The sequence below is a fragment of the Agarivorans sp. QJM3NY_25 genome (genome assembly GCF_050870875.2).
GTDB lineage: Bacteria > Pseudomonadota > Gammaproteobacteria > Enterobacterales > Celerinatantimonadaceae > Agarivorans.
Genome location: NZ_CP194041.2, coordinates 4,244,298 through 4,261,785 on the forward strand (window position 1 = coordinate 4,244,298; position 17,488 = coordinate 4,261,785).

Consider the following 17,488-nt stretch of genomic DNA (forward strand, 5'->3'; position numbering starts at 1 on the left):
TTTGTTAAGCGGTATCATAGCGATTTATTACCCTTACTTGAATAGCAGTTTTCGTGACCAAGAGAAAGAAACTGAGCCAAGGACAACTTCGACGAGTACGAAGTAACCAACAAAAGCGCTTAAAAAAAGAAGATAATCACCAATGGTTAGATGAGCAATTAGGCTCTCAACAAGAAGGAACGATCATCAGCCGCTTCGGTCAACATGCCGATGTGGAGGCCAACGACGGAGAAATCTTTCGTTGTAATATGCGCCGCTCAATTGATTCTCTGGTAACTGGTGATGAAGTCGTATGGCGCGCCGGAAACGAAGAACAGTCTGGTATTCGAGGGGTCATTGAAGCCCGCCACGAACGACGAACGGTACTCACCCGACCTGATTTTTACGACGGTATCAAAGCCATTGCGTCCAATATCGATCAAGTCGTCATCGTCTCCGCGGTACTACCTGAATTTTCGACGAATATCGTCGACCGTTACCTTGTCGCGGTAGAAGATGTCGGTTTAGAACCCGTTATTTTACTGAACAAGATAGATTTATTAGATCCCGAGCAACAAAAAATCATCCATACGCAACTCGAGAACTATCGGCACTTAGGTTACAAAATAATTTATGCCAGTACCAAGCAAGAACAAGGCTTACAAGAGCTAGCCCAACATTTGGTCAACAAAACTAGTATTTTTGTGGGCCAGTCTGGCGTAGGAAAAAGTTCTTTAGTAAATAGTTTACTACCAGAACAAAGCATTGATACCAAAGAAGTATCCGAACAGTCTGGCTTGGGTCAACACACCACCACGACCGCGCGTTTGTATCACTTAAACTGCGGAGGAAGACTCATCGATTCTCCGGGAGTTCGCGAATTTCAACTGTGGCATTTAGAAAAAGAACGAGTGGCATGGGGATTCATCGAATTTCGTCAATGGTTAAATCAATGTCGTTTTCGAGACTGTAAGCACCAAGGAGATCCCGGTTGCGCTATACAAGAAGCCATAGAATCAGGCAAGATCAAACAACAGCGCTTTGACAGTTACCTACGTTTATTAGAAACAATGGAAAATAATAAGCCGCCTCGAACCATTCCCGGAAACAAATTCAATCAATAACGAGAACTCAGAGTGTTAGATAAAATTAAAGTTGCCGCCCAATACTGCTTCCCACAACATGGATTGTCACGTCTAGTCGGCAAGTTGGCTCAAGCTGAAGCTGGCAAATTTAGTCATTGGCTGATTAAAAAATTTATTAGTCGCTATCAGGTTGATATGCAAGACGCCTTAAACCCCGATCCCGCTAGCTATCCAAGTTTTAATGCCTTTTTTACTCGCCCGCTAAAACCTGACGCTCGTCCCATTGTAGATGGAGCGCAAAACCTTGCACATCCAGTCGATGGTGCAGTGAGTCAACTCGGGCCAATTCAGCATGGCCGAATTATTCAAGCGAAGGGTCATGACTATAGTGCCTGCGAACTACTTGGCGGAAATAAAACCTTAGCGGAAGAATTTTCTGATGGTGATTTTGCAACCATTTACCTCGCACCAAAAGATTATCATCGTATTCACATGCCCTGCGATGGCAAACTGAGAAGTATGATCTACGTCCCTGGTCAGTTATTCTCAGTCAACCCGCTAACTGCCGCCAATGTGCCCAATTTATTCGCCCGTAACGAGCGAGTGGTCGCAATTTTTGACACCGAATTTGGCCCGATGGCGATGGTCTTAGTTGGAGCAACCATTGTTGCCAGCATAGAAACCGTTTGGTCGGGAACCGTCACCCCACCTCGCGGCAAGCAAGTTTTTAGTTGGGATTACCGAGACCAAGACCTTCACTTCGCTAAAGGCGACGAAATGGGACGATTTAAGCTGGGTTCGACGGTCGTCATGTTGTTCGCTAAAGACGCCATCGAATTTGAATCATCACTGGCAGAAAGTATACCAACGGTCATGGGGCGCCATTTCGCCTCCAAAGCCTAAAATTGAAGCCAAAATATGTTTGACCAGTCATCCAGCATATTTTGGCTTTATCCCATTATTTATTCTGATTAAAAACTTAATGCAAGTTCACTTGCTTTAATCTTGGCGACCAAAAATGAATCTAATTGTTGTCACTCGCAGGCTCATCCTATCGATACTATTATTCAGCGTTAACGTGAGTGCAAATATTGGTGGTGATACTCAACTGCAAGGACTGATTAACTCGATAGACGTTCAGCCAAATAACCTCAATAAGCAACAGCAACAACTCATATACGAAGAATCCTTAGCCCTATTGCATGAGGGAGACAGCTATCGCGAACAGGCCAAGCGATATCGCGATGTGATCAACAATTTTTCAAGCCTACGGTCAGCGCTGCAAAATCAACTCAATCACTATCAAGCGCCCGAGCTCGACTTAACGATATTAGATAATAACCAGATTAACCAACAATTAAGTCAATGGCAGAATAAACTCAACCAAACAAATACTCGGATAGACGAACTAAAACAAAATCAGTATCGAATAGATTTAGACGTCAGTGAGAATCACCAGCGTAGTGGACCTCTGAAACAACAGCTTACGAACGTACGCAACAAGTTAGAAAAACTTCAATTTGGTGTACTCAGTGACATTGAAGAAGCACAACGAGTCAAAGCGCAAGTTACCGAGGCCAGTTTAACTGCCCAACTGGCAATGCTTGAATTAGCAGCGCAAAGTGCCAATCACCGCAATGAATTGTTGCAACTTGAAATTACTCTAGCACAACGTAAACAGGTAGCCGAAAAACGCTTAGTAGAACAGCTCAAGAACCAAATGGCTATCGGGCATCGTGCAGAAACCAAGCGTCTCTCCGCCCAATTAGCTTTTGAAGCACCTGAACTGCTCAAACAGGTTTATGTAAAAGACTTAGTCGCACAAAACCAAAACCTTCAAGCCCAACTGGCCGCACTATTCGAGCAAGGCGAACAAATTGCTCAGCAACAACAAGCCGTGAATGATGAGTTAGAACATATCAAGCTCACCTTCGCCAACTTCAAAGAACAAGTCTCGTGGTTAAAAGTTACCCGTTCCTACGGAGAATATTTACGCGAGCAAATCGCCCGCTTACCCAAGCCAAAGACACTCGCGCCCATAGAGCAACAAATCGTAGACGTGCGGATCAACAAACACCGCCAACAAAATGTCTTGTATAGCCAACGAAATCAAGCAGAGGTAAGCGAACGAAAAAAGGTATTAGCGCAGTTGAGCCCTTCCCTACAAGACTTGATTAATCAACAGCTTAGTCTAAATCAACAGCTATCCGACAAGTATCTCTTAGAATTAGACACTCGCCTATTTGAACTCGCTCGTTTAAAACTCGATTATTCCCGCCTCAATGATGAACTGAGTACCATTCACCAAGAAGCTAACCAAGAACTGTTTTGGACCGCGGATGTCAAAGCTATCGATCTTAGTTTTTTTACCGAGCTGCGAGATGCGGTTTTATGGTTACTTCATCCCCAGCAACGCATGCAAGTGGTTCAGGCAATACAACAATTGTCTTGGCTATGGCTAATTTGGTTAAGCACAATAGCTGCCAGCGCAGTCTATGTGGCCTATTTGAAAAAGCATTGGCTAAAAGGTTACCTGCAACGCATCGACTCAAAAACCGGCAATATTACTCGGGATAAATTTGCCTACACCCTCAGTAATATGCTGTTAAGCGCCGCCGTTGCCACACCTCTCGCTCTATTGATTGGGAGTGTCGGCTTTGCTTTAAGCTATGACTGGCAATATGCCTTTGCTCGTGATTTTGGTAAAGGCTTAATGAGCGTTGCTACGACGCTTTGGTTATTCCATCTGGCGCAACAATTTTGCCAAAAGAATGGCTTACTTAATACTCACTTTAAGTGGCCACTGGTCAACATCAGCCAAGCGATAAACCTGATCCGTCATGTGACCTATATCAGTTTACCGCTCATATTTGTGCTAAAACTGTGTATCGTGCAAACCAGCCAACCCGCTTATAGCGCCTTAGCTCGCCTAGCTTTCATCAGTCTACTCATTTGGCTTGCTTATGGCTTTCATCGACTCTATCGCATCAAGTTACCCGTCAACTACCGTTTAGATATTTTTAAGGCGCCACAATTAGCTCAGAGGCTAATTTGGGGAGCCGTCATAAGTATTCCCTTACTCGCCGCATTCGCTGCAGCGACTGGTTTTTTTGCCACTGCATATACCGTCTATTGGCAAGTCCTTGTGAGTACCATTATCGCCAGTGTGTTCCTTCTAGCCTATTTCCTGAGTCATCGCTGGATGTTATTACAGCGTCGCAGAATTGCCTTCGAACGTGCCAAAGCTCGCCGCGTAGAGATGATCGCACAACGCCTCGCGGACCAGGGTGAAGACGAAAACCTGCAGCTATCGAATGAAGGCGCATTCGATGCCATTGAAGAGCCAGAAATCGACTTAGATACAATTAGCGCACAATCCTTAGGCCTATTACGGGCGGTACTATTACTCGCCTTGATTTTAGTGTTGCTGTGGAGTTGGTCTGAAATGACCAGTGCCTTTTCGTTTTTAGATAACATCACCCTATGGGAAAGCAATACCAGTCGTGCGGGCATAGCGATGGTTGACCCGATCACGCTACGTTCGTTAGGCTCCGCCTTATTAGTATTTTTATTTGCAACTCTATTAATTCGCAACTTGCCTGGCCTACTAGAGCTCATGGTATTACAGCATTTATCGCTCAGCCCAGGAACGGGCTTCGCCATTACCACCGTGATCAATTACTTAGTCATTCTATTCAGTATTTTCACTGGATTTGGATTATTAGGCATCGAATGGGCGAAACTACAATGGTTAGTGGCCGCACTAACCGTTGGCTTAGGTTTTGGTTTACAAGAAATCTTTGCCAATTTTATATCTGGTTTAATCATCTTATTTGAAAAACCAATCCGCATCGGGGATACCGTCACCATTCGTGAACTCACAGGGAATATTTCAAATATTGAAACTCGCGCAACAACCATTGTTGATTGGGACAGAAAGGAAATTATCGTTCCAAATAAGGCATTCATTACCGAGCAATTTGTTAACTGGTCACTCACCGATCCCATCACCCGCGTGGTATTAACGGTGCAAGTCAAACAAGGTAGCGATAATCAATTAGTTACTCAGCTATTACAAGACGCAGTCAATCATAATAGTCTGGTACTGGCTAACCCAGCTCCCGAAGTTCACTTTACCGAGTATACAGATCATGGAATGAAATATGAGATGCGAGTCTACGTAAGTGAGATGCGTTATCGTTTACCAATGGCTCACGAGTTTTACACTTTGATCAACGACAAGTTTACGACAAATAACATCGATATCGCCTACCCACAATTAGATGTATCTCTCAATAAGCCATAAGTTGTTTGGGTAATGTAGATGCTGTTCATGGCTTCTGACACTCGATTATTCTCGGGTCGATTAACCTTTACTGGTTGTTTTTTCAGCCGTAGCTTACTCATTTTAACAAGACCGACCGATGCCAATAAGTACCAGAATGAATCGCAGAAGAACGCAGTATATATGAGCAATAAGCGCTACCCGAAGGGTTCGGCCAAAAGCGTTTGAGATCTTCACTTAAATAAGGAAGATTGAGAGGTGTTCACTTAGCTCGCTAAGTAAATATACCTGTCATTTCAAATAAGACGCTTTTATCTCGAACAAAAATTGACCTAAAAGATCAACGGCCCCGAGAGATATATAAAGTATGACCTCATCTAAAAATATAAAGCTTGTTGTTTGTTTCATCATCCCACTCATTATTTTAGCGCTCCCCACGAGCCTGATCCCACTACCTGAACTCACCGTGGTTCAACACCGTATCATCGCCATATTCGTGTTAGCAGCCTTATTATGGATTTTTGAACCGGTGCCAGTATTTGCCACTTCACTTCTAATTATTACACTAGAATTAGTGTTGATCTCCAATCAGGGGATCAGTGCCTTCATTACCGATACAGGCCCAAGCCCCATGGGTGATTTATTGCCCTACACGAGCATTTTTGGCGCTTTTTCTTCGCCCATAATCATGTTATTTATGGGCGGATTTTCGCTCGCTATCGCCGCCTCAAAGTTTGAGCTAGATAACAACCTCGCTCGAGTACTACTGAAACCCTTTGGTAAACGGATCCCTATGATAATGCTTGGGATTATGTTAATCACTGCAGTCTTCAGTATGTTCATGAGCAATACTGCCACTACGGTAATGATGCTTGCGATTGTGGGACCTATCATTGCCACAGCGCCACGTACCGACTTAGGGATGAAAGGCTTGGTTTTAGCCATTCCGGTTGCCGCTAATACGGGGGGAATAGGCACCCCCATTGGCACACCACCCAATGCCATCGCCCTACAATATATTCCTGAAGGGCAAATCACATTTGCGTCTTGGATGGCCTTTGGCATTCCTTTTGTGGTGATCCAGCTGGCAATTGCCTGGGTCATCTTATGTAAACTTTATCCTTCTAAAACAGGGATATTAGAACTCAAGCTAAGCGGTTGTTTTCAACGCAGTGCTCGCGCTTATATTGTTTATAGTACCTTTGCTCTGACCATTTTATTATGGTTAAGCACCGCTTGGCATGGCATGAATAGTTATGTGGTCGCGATTATCCCACTCGCAATATTTACCCTCACCGGTGTGATCGGTAAAGAAGATTTGAAACTGTTCAACTGGGATGTCTTATGGCTGGTTGCAGGCGGTATCGCCATGGGAATGGCCTTGGAAAAAAGTGGTTTAGCATCCAAAATCGCCACCTCTATCGACTTCACGAGTTTGCCAACCTTAGCGGTGATTGTGGTGCTATCACTCATTTGTGTGGTCATGGCCAACTTCATGTCAAATACCGCGACAGCAAACTTAATCATGCCCATTGCTGCAGCAGTAGCCACCAGCTTAAACGGATTAGACGGCGACGCTGGTATTACAACACTGCTAATCATTGTCGCCTTATCAGCCTCACTCGGCATGATGCTTCCGGTTAGTACACCACCAAATGCTTTAGCCTACTCAACTGGCTTTATCGAAACCAAAGACCTAATTAAAGTTGGCGGGATTATTGGAGCAACCGGACTTAGCCTGCTCTACATCGCAATGATGCTGTTCCTGTAATATTAACGCCTCAAACAACGGATTGGTAAAGTTGGCGGCTTTTTTGGAACAAAAAAGGTGACCGCTTTACCAAGTCCGCGCGCTTTGATTTGTTACATTTTGACCGTAAAACCATTGCAAATTACCTCTAGTTGCCCGTTACCGTTAAAATTGAACTTAAAGTGTTTGCACTCTTCTTGCTCTCCGACTTCACCTTGCTTTATATGCTCAGCCAGCCAAGATGAATCTTTAATCAAATGGCTTCTATCGTATTCTTCGCCTTCGATGAAGGTTTCGATCGTTTGCCATTTAAAGGCAACAACATCAGAAAAGAAAACTTCACGTTGGACTTCTTGCCAATCTTTGAATCTCAGGACTAAATCCCCCTCAACTATATTAATGTCTGGGAATTCAGAATCAGCGGTGGAAAACCCTGAATCGATTATTTCTGCTCGTTCCATGCTCGCTCATTTTAAAAATGTAACAGCATACTTACACGCTTCTAAAACGCTTAAACAAGTAGATAAGTACCTACCAGAATAAATATTAAACCGATAAGCGGGAATTTAAGTGGATGAGTATATTTAACTAGGCACGCTCAATACTAAAGCTTTGCACCTGCTGGATATGGGTTTGCCCAAACGCTAACATCAACAAACGGTCGATGCCCAGAGCGACACCAGCACAAGCTGGCAAACCAGCTGCTAGGCCCGCTAAAAATCGCTGGTCAAGCTCAGCCTCAGCTAAGCCATTTACTTTTCGATAAGCCTGATCGTTCGCGAAGCGTTCTGCTTGTTCTTGGGCGTCGGTCAACTCATGAAAACCATTGGCTAATTCTATCCCCTTGTAATACAGCTCAAAACGCTCAGCCACTTGCGGATCTGTACTAGATATTTTAGCTAAGGCAGCTTGTGAGGCTGGAAAATGGTATACAAAACAGGGACGCTGCTGCGCAATATGAGGCTCTACGCCGAGACTAAACAACAACTGTAAAATCGTATCGCGTTCAGGTTCTTTAGCCACCAAGTCAGCCACGCCTAATTCTTTCGCCGCCACCATAAATTGAGCGTGCTCAGCCTCCAGAGGATTAAAACCTAAGTGTCGCTCAAAAGCCTGCCGATAGCTTAAGCGCTCACAAGAACCACAGCCTAATACCAACTCCAACAACTGTTCCATTTCATCCATTAACGCGAAATGGTTATAACCAACGCGATACCACTCCAGCATCGTAAATTCAGGGTTATGGTAGCGCCCAGCTTCTTCATTTCGAAATGCCTTGGCAATTTGATAAATACAACCACTCCCCGCAGCCAGCAGACGCTTCATATGAAATTCAGGCGAAGTTTGTAAATATAAAGGCATAGTTTTTGGCGCGGCAGGGCCACTTAAAGTGGTGCTAAAACTATGTAAATGGATATCACTCACACAGGCTTGACTCAATGCTGGAGTATCCACTTCCATCACCTGACGCTGATAAAAAAAATGTCTTATTTTACTAATAATTTCAGAACGTTGTTTTAATAATTCTACACTTGCAGAGGGTTGCCAAAGAACTTCAGACATGCAATTTATTCCTAAGATAAGTTATTTTTTGAGCGCCATTTTCTGACATTTTCGCATCTAAATCGGGAGTTATATCGCAAAAGCCAAATTATCTCCACTGAGCACCCAAAGTAGCGCTACTTTTTGATTTTAGTCAAACGGCAAAAACTCAATAGCTTCACAATCAACTGTAGGCTTATTTCGTATGGAGAAAAGCGTGGAAGTAATCAAAACCGATGTCGCCATTGTTGGCGCTGGGGGAGCAGGCTTAAGAGCTGCGATAGAAGTTGCCGAGCAACACCCCGAATTACAAGTAGCTTTAATTTCTAAAGTATATCCAATGCGCAGTCATACAGTTGCCGCCGAAGGAGGGGCTGCAGGTGTTGCTCAGGATCACGATAGTTTCGATAATCACTTTAACGACACCGTCTCTGGTGGCGATTGGTTATGTGAGCAAGACGTCGTCGATTTTTTTGTTGAACGAGCCCCTAAAGAGCTCACCCAACTGGAACATTGGGGTTGTCCTTGGTCTCGTCGCCCGGATGGGAGCGTCAATGTACGACGTTTCGGTGGCATGAAAATAGAACGCACCTGGTTTGCCGCCGATAAAAGTGGTTTCCATATCCTGCACACCTTATTTCAAACTTCAACCAAATATCCCAGCATTAAACGTTTCGATGAACATTTCGTGCTCGACTTAATTGTTGAAGACGGGCAAGTGAAAGGTGTCATTGCATTGGATATCGCTGAAGGTGTCGCTAAACTCATCCAGGCAAAATCGGTGATCATTGCCACTGGTGGTGCTGGCAGAGTTTATCGTTTCAATACCAATGGCGGGATTGTAACTGGCGACGGTATGGCCTTAGCCTATCGCCATGGCGTGCCGCTACGCGACATGGAATTTGTCCAGTATCACCCAACTGGTTTACCCGGTTCAGGCATCTTAATGACCGAAGGTTGTCGCGGCGAAGGTGGGATCCTTACTAATAAAGATGGTTATCGTTATCTACAAGACTACGGTTTAGGGCCAGAAACACCTGTCGGCGAACCTAAAAACAAGTATATGGAATTAGGCCCTCGAGACCGACTCAGCCAATGTTTTTGGCAAGAAGCACAAAAAGGCCGCACTATCGAAGGACCGAATGGCGACTATGTGAACCTCGATCTCACTCACTTAGGCGAAACTTACCTGCACGAGCGCCTCCCCTTTATCTGTGAACTAGCCAAAGCCTATATGGGTGTTGATCCCGTAAAAGAACCGATCCCGGTTCGCCCAACGGTGCATTACACCATGGGTGGGATTGAAACCAACGGTCGTTGTGCAACCTCCATGAAAGGCCTTTATGCCGCTGGAGAATGTTCTTCGGTTGGTTTACACGGTGCCAATCGTCTGGGCTCAAACTCTCTGACCGAAATCACCGTATTTGGCCAGGTGGCTGGTGAAGAAGCAGCCAAGCATGCAATAAGCAGTGAACATAGCAACAGCAGCAGTTTACTGGTGCAAGCGGAGCAAACGCTCGCCAAGTATCAAGCGCTAAAACAAACTCAAGGAAGTGAAAAACCGACTGATATTCGCAATGAACTAGGCAGAACCATGGAAGCGGGAGTAGGTATTTACCGCACCGAAGAAACCATGCAACAAACTATCGATAAAATTGCAGAATTAAAACAGCGCTACAAAAATATTCAATTAGTGGATGATAGTGAAGTATTTAATACCGAATGGCTGTATGCCATTGAACTGGGTTACTTACTAGACGTAGCTGAAACAATGGCGATATCTGCAATTAATCGGAAAGAAAGTCGTGGCTCTCACCAACGAATTGACGGATACGAGCAACGCGACGATCAAAACTACCTCAAACATACCCTCGCGAAATATCGTGCCGATATGGCACCCGAAATTAGCTATAGCGATGTGAAAATTACCAAGTCAGCTCCCGCGGAACGCGTTTATGGTGCGGCGGCCGATGCCCAAGATGCAGCGAACAAAAAAGCGGAGGCAAACTAATATGGCTGAAGTGATGAAAATTAACATTCTTCGGTATCGCCCCGAAACCGATAACGAACCCGTGTGGCAAAGCTATGATGTTCCCTATACTCAGGAAATGTCGGTACTAGAAGCCTTGGCATATATTAAAGATGAATTGGATCCAAGCCTTAGCTATCGCTGGTCTTGCCGAATGGCTATTTGTGGTAGTTGCGGCATGATGGTCAATGGCATTCCAAAGTTAGGCTGCAAAACTTTTTTGCGAGACTACCCCAAAGGAATGAAACTGGAAGCTTTAGCGAACTTCCCAATCGAGCGCGACCTAATCGTTGATATGAGTGACTTCATCGCGAAACTTGAAGCCATTAAACCCTATATTATTAATGACCAAACTCGCGCTATTGAAGATGGCTGCCACAATCAGTCACCCAAACAAGTGGCGCAATATCGTCAATTCTCGATGTGTATCAACTGTGGTTTATGTTATGCCGCCTGCCCTCAATATGGTTTGAATAAATCCTTCACAGGACCTGCCGCTCTAGCGTTATTGCACCGCTATAACCAAGACAGTCGTGATGCAGGTAAAGCTGAACGGATGAAAATTGTAAACGCTGAAGAAGGCGCTTGGGGATGTACTTTTGTGGGTTATTGCTCCCAAGTTTGTCCTAAAGATGTCGATCCCGCAGCAGCCATTCAACTCGGTAAAGTCGACAGTGCGAAAGACTATGTCATTGCCATGTTCAAGCCAGGAGAATAGTCATGACAAAACGTAAACCTTATGAACGTAAGATGGGCGCGACCTGGTGGCTAAAAAATACCTTTCACACTAAATACATCATTCGTGAAGGCTCCAGTTTAGTCATCGCTATCTATAGCTTTGTCTTGTTATTTGGCCTATTTCGCTTAAGCCAAGGCAGCGAAGCCTTCAATGGTTGGTTGGACACCATGAGCCACCCCTTATGGCTAGCATTTCATCTGCTCACGCTGGTATGGACGCTCTACCATAGTGTGACTTGGTTTAGTTTAGCACCTAAAGCTGCAAACCTTTGGCTGGGACAGAAACGAGTACCCGACAGCTGGATCATCTCCAGCTTGTATGCTGGATTAGCCGTCGTCAGCTTAATTGGTTTAATCTTAGTTTTGATATAGGAGACAACAATGAAACGTTCAAACGAACCAGTGTTTTGGGGCATGTTTGGAGCCGGCGGCATGGTTGCAGCTCTGTTCACTCCCATCGCTATTTTAATTACCGGAATACTGGTTCCAATGGGAATCATCCCAGTCGAGCAGTTTTCCTATGAAAGACTACTCGGCTTTTCACAAAACTGGATTGGAGCAGCCGTTATTTGGCTTGTGATTAGTTTACCACTATGGCTATGTATGCACCGCCTCTACCATACCTTACACGACTTTGGTATTCATGCAGGGAACTTGGTTAAGGCGATATTTTACGGAGTGGCTTTTGCTGGCTCGGTAGTCTGTGCAACCTTATTACTACTCGGTTTGTTGTAGAAAAAGCGGGCTAATAATTTAGCCCGCCTTTATATCTCGCTGACAATTGATTTTAAGAGAGGCAATTTCCAAAGCTAACTTTCGTTCTCGCTGCTTGAGCATATCCAACTCAGCTTCCTTACAAGCTAACTGTTCAAATACTCCGGTCGGATAATCACCCGAGTAATTAGCAAAACTGATTTTATTTGAGTACCTTCTATTCACATGGCCAATGGACGAATCAGACACAACTTTCATTAGGTAACCTTTTTATCACTAACATGCCGTGAGTTAATCATTGCAGACAATCCTGAATTACGCAAAGTACAAAACTGATCTAAATCAAAAATATTTGATTCGCAATTTTTTTCAGCTGGCAAAGATAATTTTCTACTAAGAAGCCAGTTTATTTCACTAGATGTATTTATCTTTGAAGGGCATCTAACAGCGCTTAAGGCAAGGTAAATTGTGCGCGGTTCATAAGCTATCAGCAGCAAACACCATACCGTCCAAAATTTTTTCTAAAGCATTGAATACATTATATTTAAAGAGAAACAACAAATATAAAAAAAAGGAGCATCAAGCTCCTTTAAATCCAACCTTAAGAAGGTACTTATTTCACTCGTCCAACATACTCAGCACTACGCGTGTCGACTTTAACCACTTCACCAATTTGAATAAACAAAGGAACTCGCACCACGGCACCTGTACTCAGGGTTGCGGGTTTGCCGCCAGTACCAGCCGTATCGCCTTTAAGGCCAGGGTCTGTTTCAGTGACTTCAAGCTCCACAAAATTAGGCGGAGTCACTGCGATAGGGTTTTCGTTCCAAGTCGTAATCACGCAAAGATCTTGTTCAACCAACCATTTGGCTGTATCCCCAACCGCTTTCTCGTCAGCCGCAACTTGCTCAAAAGTATCATTATTCATGAAATGCCAAAACTCACCATCGCTGTACAAAAATGCAAGCTCGTGATCCATGACATCGGCTGCTTCCACCGATTCACCTGATTTAAAGGTTTTCTCCAATACTTTTCCGGTTAACAGACGACGCAGTTTAACTCGGTTAAACGCCTGCCCTTTACCGGGTTTGACAAACTCGTTTTCCAAAATTGCATAAGGCTCGCCGTCGAGCATTAATTTTAGCCCGCCGCGGAATTCACTGGTACTATATGACGCCATTTAGTCCTCTACATACAAGGTTATTTCAAATTCAATGCTGCGAATAATAACGCGAAACGACTCAACTGTGCAGGTTAATTGGCAAAAAGAACTTGCAAATGCAGTAACAGATCCCAAACAGCTGTTGCAATGCTTAGATCTGGACCCTGAAAATTACCAGCAACACTTCGCTGCACGTAAGTTATTCCCGGTGCGAGTCCCCTTGAACTTTGTGAAACGGATGCAAAAAGGTAATCCGGAGGATCCACTGCTGCGTCAGGTCATGCCCTGTAGCGATGAGTTTCTCGACAGTCCAGGATTTAGCATCGATCCTCTCGGAGAACATCAAGCCGCGCTTCCCGGCCTATTACATAAATACACAAGCCGAGTGCTATTTATTGTTCGCGGTGGTTGCGCGATAAACTGCCGCTATTGCTTTCGCCGTCATTTCCCTTATCAAGATAACAGTCCTAACAAAGCAGGTTGGCAACAGGCGCTTGAATACATTCGCCAAGATAGCGCAATTAATGAAGTCATTTTTAGTGGGGGCGATCCGCTAATGGCCAACGACCATCAACTGGCTTGGTTAATTAAACAACTAGAACAAATTCCACACCTTAAACGTTTACGGATCCATAGTCGTTTGCCGGTTGTGATCCCTTCCCGCATTACCGATGAATTGGTAACATTACTTGCAAGATCTCGCTTAAGGTGCATCGTGGTAAGCCACATTAATCACCCCAACGAGCTAAACCAAGAACTCAGCCAGGCATTTTTAAAATTGCACGATGCTGGGATTTGCTTACTCAACCAAGCGGTATTGTTGAACGGGGTGAACAACGATGCGCAAGTCTTAAGTGAGCTAAGCGAAGCCTTATTTGCCGCACATATCATGCCCTACTATTTATTTTTATTGGATAAAGTCTCGGGTGCGGCCCACTTCGACGTTGACCAAGCGCAGGCGATTGCTATTATGCAGCAACTTTATCAAAGACTGCCTGGATTTTTGGTTCCACGACTCGCTCGCGAACAAGCCGGAAAAGCCAGTAAAACACCGATAGACATCGGCTTAGATTAAACAAAAACAGTGCTCGCTTTGTTGAATAGGCACATTTTAGTGCTTCAAGCTAAGCTATATTAAACACCAAGATAGTGATAAAACTCATGGATAAAACCAAGCTCATTAAACAGATCCAGCAAAATTTAAAAGATATTTACCACAAAGCCATTGATGCAGATGAACTGCTTAAGCAACAACAAGAACAAGGAAAAGCAAAGTTTAGCGCCCTCTTTAAAGAAAGTTTATTTAAACTGCAGCATCGGCATTTTCTACCTTATGTTGAAGAGCTTGCCAGTGACTTAGTGTTATTACAAGAATGCGAAGACGACGAACATTTTGTGACTCAGCTTAAACTCATCGTCGCCAAACTCGAACAACTACATAGCTTACTTGCAAAATTTAAATTACTTACTCATTAGAGCCGTTCGCACTTTTCTGGGCATCATGGTTAGAGACAGAACAAGTTACATGTGCAGCCCCTCGAAATCAGCTAAGTCAGTACTGCTAGTTTTACCTAGGCAAGAAGTTCTAGGGCCACTTAAAATCGCACTTATAACAAGTGGCCCCATAATTTACATGTGATCTGCATGGCTTTAGCTCTATAAACTAGCCATAACAGTAAAACCAATGACCGAGGCTCAACGGTCTGCCGTAAAATCATCACCTAAGTTAGCTTGAAACCGTTCTGCTGGCGCCCAATCCGCGAAAGCCGCACCTAATACAAAGACATCTTTAGTTATCGCTTTTAGGTGGGCTAAATGTTGTTCATTATCAACTGCCGATACGATCAACCTCACCCCTAAACGATTCGCAAACAACACTGTCGCGGTCAGTAATGGTTGTTCATCGGCAGCGCTTAAAAGCTCAGACATCAGAGACTCCGCTCCCCGTAAATATTGCACCGGAAGATGATTCAGTAATTCAAGAGGACACTCTGCACTGCCAAAGTTGTCTAACGACAAACTCACCCCTATACGACGTAATTCACGGATCGCTTCCACACTATCCAATAACATATGTTGATTACTATCGATAATATTGATGATCAAGCGATGGGGTAAGATCCGACTCTCAACCAAGACTTTATTCACCAATACTAAAAAATCGTTATGGAGCGTACTGGATGAAATAGAAACCGCTAGCTGCAAGTTAGCACTATACTCATGTTGCCAAAGTTTCAACTGTTGGGTCGCTTCTCGAAGCACCCATGACTCTAAAGCCACCACACAACCACAGGCTTGTGCAAGCTCGAGCAATTCAGTTTGTTTGACCATCCCATAGACAGGGTGCTGCCAACGCACCTGAACTTCAGCACCAACAACCTGCAATTTAGACAAGTCAACGATCGCTTGATAAAACAAACAAAGCTGATGCTGCTCCAATGCCTCTCGTAGCTGACTCAGCAACAATTGTTCTCGCTCTTGAGCTAATTGCATCTCCCCTGCAAAAAACTGCCAAGAACTCCCACGCGACTGCTGCTTTGCCAAATACATCGCGGTATCGGCCTGACCCAGTATCGTTAACCAATCATAGTCATTCTCTAGCGCTAAACTAATGCCGATACTGGTTCCCACAAAACATTCTCGCCCTTTTAAAGACATCGGTTTTTCAATTACTTCAATTAAGCGCTGGGCAAAACCAGCGCTATCCTCTTGCAAACGCACTCGCGTTTGCACAATCGCAAACTCATCGCCTCCCAAGCGGACCGCAAAATCACACTGGCGCATTTGTCCCTGTAAACGCTGCCCGACCAAATTTAAAATCTGATCGCCGTATTGATGGCCATAGCTATCGTTAATGCCTTTGAAGCCATTCAAATCCATCACCATAATGGCGTAATCACGACGATTGTTTTCCAAGCTAGTAATAAATTCGCGTAAACCAGCCCGATTAGGCAAACCCGTTAAGATGTCATGATTCGATAAATAGCGATTCAAATGATTCTCTCGAACAATCCAAATAATCAAGATCGAGCCACAGATCAGTAAAGCACCAATCGAAAAAGACAGAATTAATTGCAACTGCAGTAAGCGAATATCCGTTTTATAATCAAATTCGCTATTACGTTGAAATTCTTTATTCACAAGAGAGTTGAGAGGTGTTGAATAAGACTTCAGGCGCTCCACCAAGCGTCCAAGTTTGGTATTATCGGGAGTAAAGGCTTGCAATAAAGGCTCAATTCGCTGGATCTCTTTAAATAGCTCTCTGACCAACTGAGTGGCATTTTTATCGCTTTGAAATCCGGCAGTTTCCTCACCTTCCAAAAGCACAGGGATCCGACTCCATAGGATGTCATAACGCAACATCAGCTCATCTTTCTCTATCCCTCCCAAACGATAAAGCCGCAATGCGCTAATAAAGCGCCGGTGTTCGCTTTGCAACTGCACCACTGACCACGAGGTGGTTGATTTAGGGGACTCTAATAAACGAATAATATGGCGTAGCTGGTAAACACAAACCAATGCGCTCACGATAAACAGCATAATCACCAATGATAGTAAAAAGCTCTTATACTGTTTGGGTAATCGAAGTAACCAATTCACAAGTCAGCAACTCACTTAACAATAATTTTGCGTAATTGCCAAATCATAAAATCATTATATGGCATTTGTAACAGCTCTGGATGCTGATCAATCGGTAACATTAACCATAGCGGGCCTTTCTCGCGCACTCGCATAAGATGTTCGTTATCAGACCAAGCTAAGATTGGATCAAACTGACTGATATCGGAGAAATCAATTTCCACCTCATAGTCATTTAAAGCAACCATGATCAAACGAGTCGACTCCGCGCCAACAAGCTCAAGTATGTCCGCCACTCGAGGGCCTCGATAATGGTGACGACTTTCAACCCAAGGATTACGCGTCACGATAGAGTATTGCGGTAAGTCCTGTAACATCTTTAAGTCAAAATCAGCAGCGCCTTGATTGTTACCTTGTGTAATGGCACCAGCCAGAGTCAATACCGGTGGGCCATTCGGTTTGGCTAAATCAGCAGACACCATCACTGAGTACAACAACATACTTAATGCCATCAGATATCGCATAACTCGTCCTCCTTAACGTGCTTGGTAATGCGCTTACAATATGAACTGTTTTAGCCTGACAATCCACACAGGCCGCAGTCATCGTACCATTGAGTATGGAT

At 44.2% G+C, this 17,488-nt stretch carries 16 protein-coding genes; 10 read left to right on the forward strand and 6 right to left on the reverse strand.

All coding sequences use genetic code 11. The features are described from left to right. Positions 1 to 53 precede the first annotated feature (53 nt). The 4 genes from rsgA (at position 54) to ACRRSW_RS19380 (ending at position 7,120) form a co-directional block, all read left to right on the forward strand. Positions 54 to 1,103: a small ribosomal subunit biogenesis GTPase RsgA gene (gene rsgA / locus ACRRSW_RS19365; protein WP_432460194.1), complete on the forward strand. Its 1,050-nt coding sequence runs from the start codon at positions 54 to 56 to the stop codon at positions 1,101 to 1,103. Between the two features lie 12 nt (positions 1,104 to 1,115). Next, positions 1,116 to 1,967: an archaetidylserine decarboxylase gene (gene asd, locus ACRRSW_RS19370; protein WP_432460195.1), complete on the forward strand. Its 852-nt coding sequence runs from the start codon at positions 1,116 to 1,118 to the stop codon at positions 1,965 to 1,967. A gap of 115 nt (positions 1,968 to 2,082) precedes the next feature. Then, positions 2,083 to 5,370, forward strand: coding sequence for a miniconductance mechanosensitive channel MscM (mscM, locus tag ACRRSW_RS19375; RefSeq protein ID WP_432460196.1), 3,288 nt, complete (start codon positions 2,083 to 2,085; stop codon positions 5,368 to 5,370). A gap of 346 nt (positions 5,371 to 5,716) precedes the next feature. After that, positions 5,717 to 7,120, forward strand: coding sequence for an SLC13 family permease (locus ACRRSW_RS19380; RefSeq protein ID WP_432455926.1), 1,404 nt, complete (start codon positions 5,717 to 5,719; stop codon positions 7,118 to 7,120). 92 nt (positions 7,121 to 7,212) lie between these two features. On the opposite strand, the gene ACRRSW_RS19385 is transcribed toward ACRRSW_RS19380, so the two are convergent. Together ACRRSW_RS19385 and epmA are read right to left on the reverse strand one after the other, a co-directional pair. Continuing rightward, a complete protein-coding gene (locus tag ACRRSW_RS19385; protein ID WP_432460197.1) occupies positions 7,213 to 7,560 on the reverse strand; it encodes a hypothetical protein in 348 nt (115 codons plus the stop codon). 127 nt (positions 7,561 to 7,687) lie between these two features. Then, entirely contained in the window at positions 7,688 to 8,662 is a 975-nt protein-coding gene (gene epmA, locus ACRRSW_RS19390) for an elongation factor P--(R)-beta-lysine ligase (protein WP_432460198.1), read from the reverse strand. A 196-nt stretch (positions 8,663 to 8,858) separates the two neighbouring features. Here epmA and frdA point away from each other — a divergent pair, with 196 nt between their 5' ends. Genes frdA through frdD form a run of 4 tightly spaced genes read left to right on the forward strand, consistent with a single transcriptional unit; the run spans position 8,859 to position 12,143 of the window. Further along, complete coding sequence (gene frdA / locus ACRRSW_RS19395) at positions 8,859 to 10,652, forward strand: fumarate reductase (quinol) flavoprotein subunit (protein WP_432460199.1); 1,794 nt, start codon at positions 8,859 to 8,861, stop codon at positions 10,650 to 10,652. A 1-nt stretch (position 10,653) separates the two neighbouring features. Further along, positions 10,654 to 11,388: a succinate dehydrogenase/fumarate reductase iron-sulfur subunit gene (locus tag ACRRSW_RS19400; protein WP_432455922.1), complete on the forward strand. Its 735-nt coding sequence runs from the start codon at positions 10,654 to 10,656 to the stop codon at positions 11,386 to 11,388. A gap of 2 nt (positions 11,389 to 11,390) precedes the next feature. Beyond that, positions 11,391 to 11,780, forward strand: coding sequence for a fumarate reductase subunit C (locus tag ACRRSW_RS19405; protein WP_432455921.1), 390 nt, complete (start codon positions 11,391 to 11,393; stop codon positions 11,778 to 11,780). A 9-nt stretch (positions 11,781 to 11,789) separates the two neighbouring features. After that, positions 11,790 to 12,143, forward strand: coding sequence for a fumarate reductase subunit FrdD (gene frdD, locus ACRRSW_RS19410; RefSeq protein WP_432455920.1), 354 nt, complete (start codon positions 11,790 to 11,792; stop codon positions 12,141 to 12,143). Positions 12,144 to 12,161: 18 nt separating this feature from the next. On the opposite strand, the gene ACRRSW_RS19415 is transcribed toward frdD, so the two are convergent. Next, positions 12,162 to 12,380, reverse strand: a complete 219-nt coding sequence (locus tag ACRRSW_RS19415; protein ID WP_432455919.1) for a hypothetical protein — start codon at positions 12,378 to 12,380, stop codon at positions 12,162 to 12,164. A 355-nt stretch (positions 12,381 to 12,735) separates the two neighbouring features. Then, entirely contained in the window at positions 12,736 to 13,302 is a 567-nt protein-coding gene (gene efp, locus ACRRSW_RS19420; protein ID WP_432455918.1) for an elongation factor P, read from the reverse strand. Positions 13,303 to 13,336: 34 nt separating this feature from the next. Here efp and epmB point away from each other — a divergent pair, with 34 nt between their 5' ends. Both epmB and ACRRSW_RS19430 read left to right on the forward strand, forming a co-directional pair. Then, positions 13,337 to 14,359: an EF-P beta-lysylation protein EpmB gene (epmB, locus tag ACRRSW_RS19425; protein ID WP_432460200.1), complete on the forward strand. Its 1,023-nt coding sequence runs from the start codon at positions 13,337 to 13,339 to the stop codon at positions 14,357 to 14,359. Between the two features lie 86 nt (positions 14,360 to 14,445). Beyond that, entirely contained in the window at positions 14,446 to 14,760 is a 315-nt protein-coding gene (locus ACRRSW_RS19430; RefSeq protein ID WP_432460201.1) for a hypothetical protein, read from the forward strand. Positions 14,761 to 14,979: 219 nt separating this feature from the next. On the opposite strand, the gene ACRRSW_RS19435 is transcribed toward ACRRSW_RS19430, so the two are convergent. Both ACRRSW_RS19435 and ACRRSW_RS19440 read right to left on the reverse strand, forming a co-directional pair. Continuing rightward, positions 14,980 to 16,884: a putative bifunctional diguanylate cyclase/phosphodiesterase gene (locus tag ACRRSW_RS19435; protein WP_432460202.1), complete on the reverse strand. Its 1,905-nt coding sequence runs from the start codon at positions 16,882 to 16,884 to the stop codon at positions 14,980 to 14,982. Positions 16,885 to 16,895: 11 nt separating this feature from the next. Next, complete coding sequence (locus tag ACRRSW_RS19440) at positions 16,896 to 17,387, reverse strand: molybdopterin-binding oxidoreductase (protein WP_432455914.1); 492 nt, start codon at positions 17,385 to 17,387, stop codon at positions 16,896 to 16,898. Positions 17,388 to 17,488 lie beyond the last annotated feature (101 nt).

Excerpts from the sequence above, each read along its gene's own strand:
- mscM (WP_432460196.1), top strand. The coding sequence starts at position 2,083 with ATGAATCTAATTGTTGTCACTCGCAGGCTCATCCTATCGATACTATTA.
- ACRRSW_RS19380 (WP_432455926.1), top strand. The coding sequence starts at position 5,717 with ATGACCTCATCTAAAAATATAAAGCTTGTTGTTTGTTTCATCATCCCA.
- ACRRSW_RS19385 (WP_432460197.1), bottom strand. The coding sequence starts at position 7,560 with ATGGAACGAGCAGAAATAATCGATTCAGGGTTTTCCACCGCTGATTCT.
- epmA (WP_432460198.1), bottom strand. The coding sequence starts at position 8,662 with ATGTCTGAAGTTCTTTGGCAACCCTCTGCAAGTGTAGAATTATTAAAA.
- ACRRSW_RS19400 (WP_432455922.1), top strand. The coding sequence starts at position 10,654 with ATGGCTGAAGTGATGAAAATTAACATTCTTCGGTATCGCCCCGAAACC.
- ACRRSW_RS19405 (WP_432455921.1), top strand. The coding sequence starts at position 11,391 with ATGACAAAACGTAAACCTTATGAACGTAAGATGGGCGCGACCTGGTGG.
- frdD (WP_432455920.1), top strand. The coding sequence starts at position 11,790 with ATGAAACGTTCAAACGAACCAGTGTTTTGGGGCATGTTTGGAGCCGGC.
- ACRRSW_RS19415 (WP_432455919.1), bottom strand. The coding sequence starts at position 12,380 with ATGAAAGTTGTGTCTGATTCGTCCATTGGCCATGTGAATAGAAGGTAC.
- efp (WP_432455918.1), bottom strand. The coding sequence starts at position 13,302 with ATGGCGTCATATAGTACCAGTGAATTCCGCGGCGGGCTAAAATTAATG.
- epmB (WP_432460200.1), top strand. The coding sequence starts at position 13,337 with ATGCTGCGAATAATAACGCGAAACGACTCAACTGTGCAGGTTAATTGG.
- ACRRSW_RS19430 (WP_432460201.1), top strand. The coding sequence starts at position 14,446 with ATGGATAAAACCAAGCTCATTAAACAGATCCAGCAAAATTTAAAAGAT.
- ACRRSW_RS19440 (WP_432455914.1), bottom strand. The coding sequence starts at position 17,387 with ATGCGATATCTGATGGCATTAAGTATGTTGTTGTACTCAGTGATGGTG.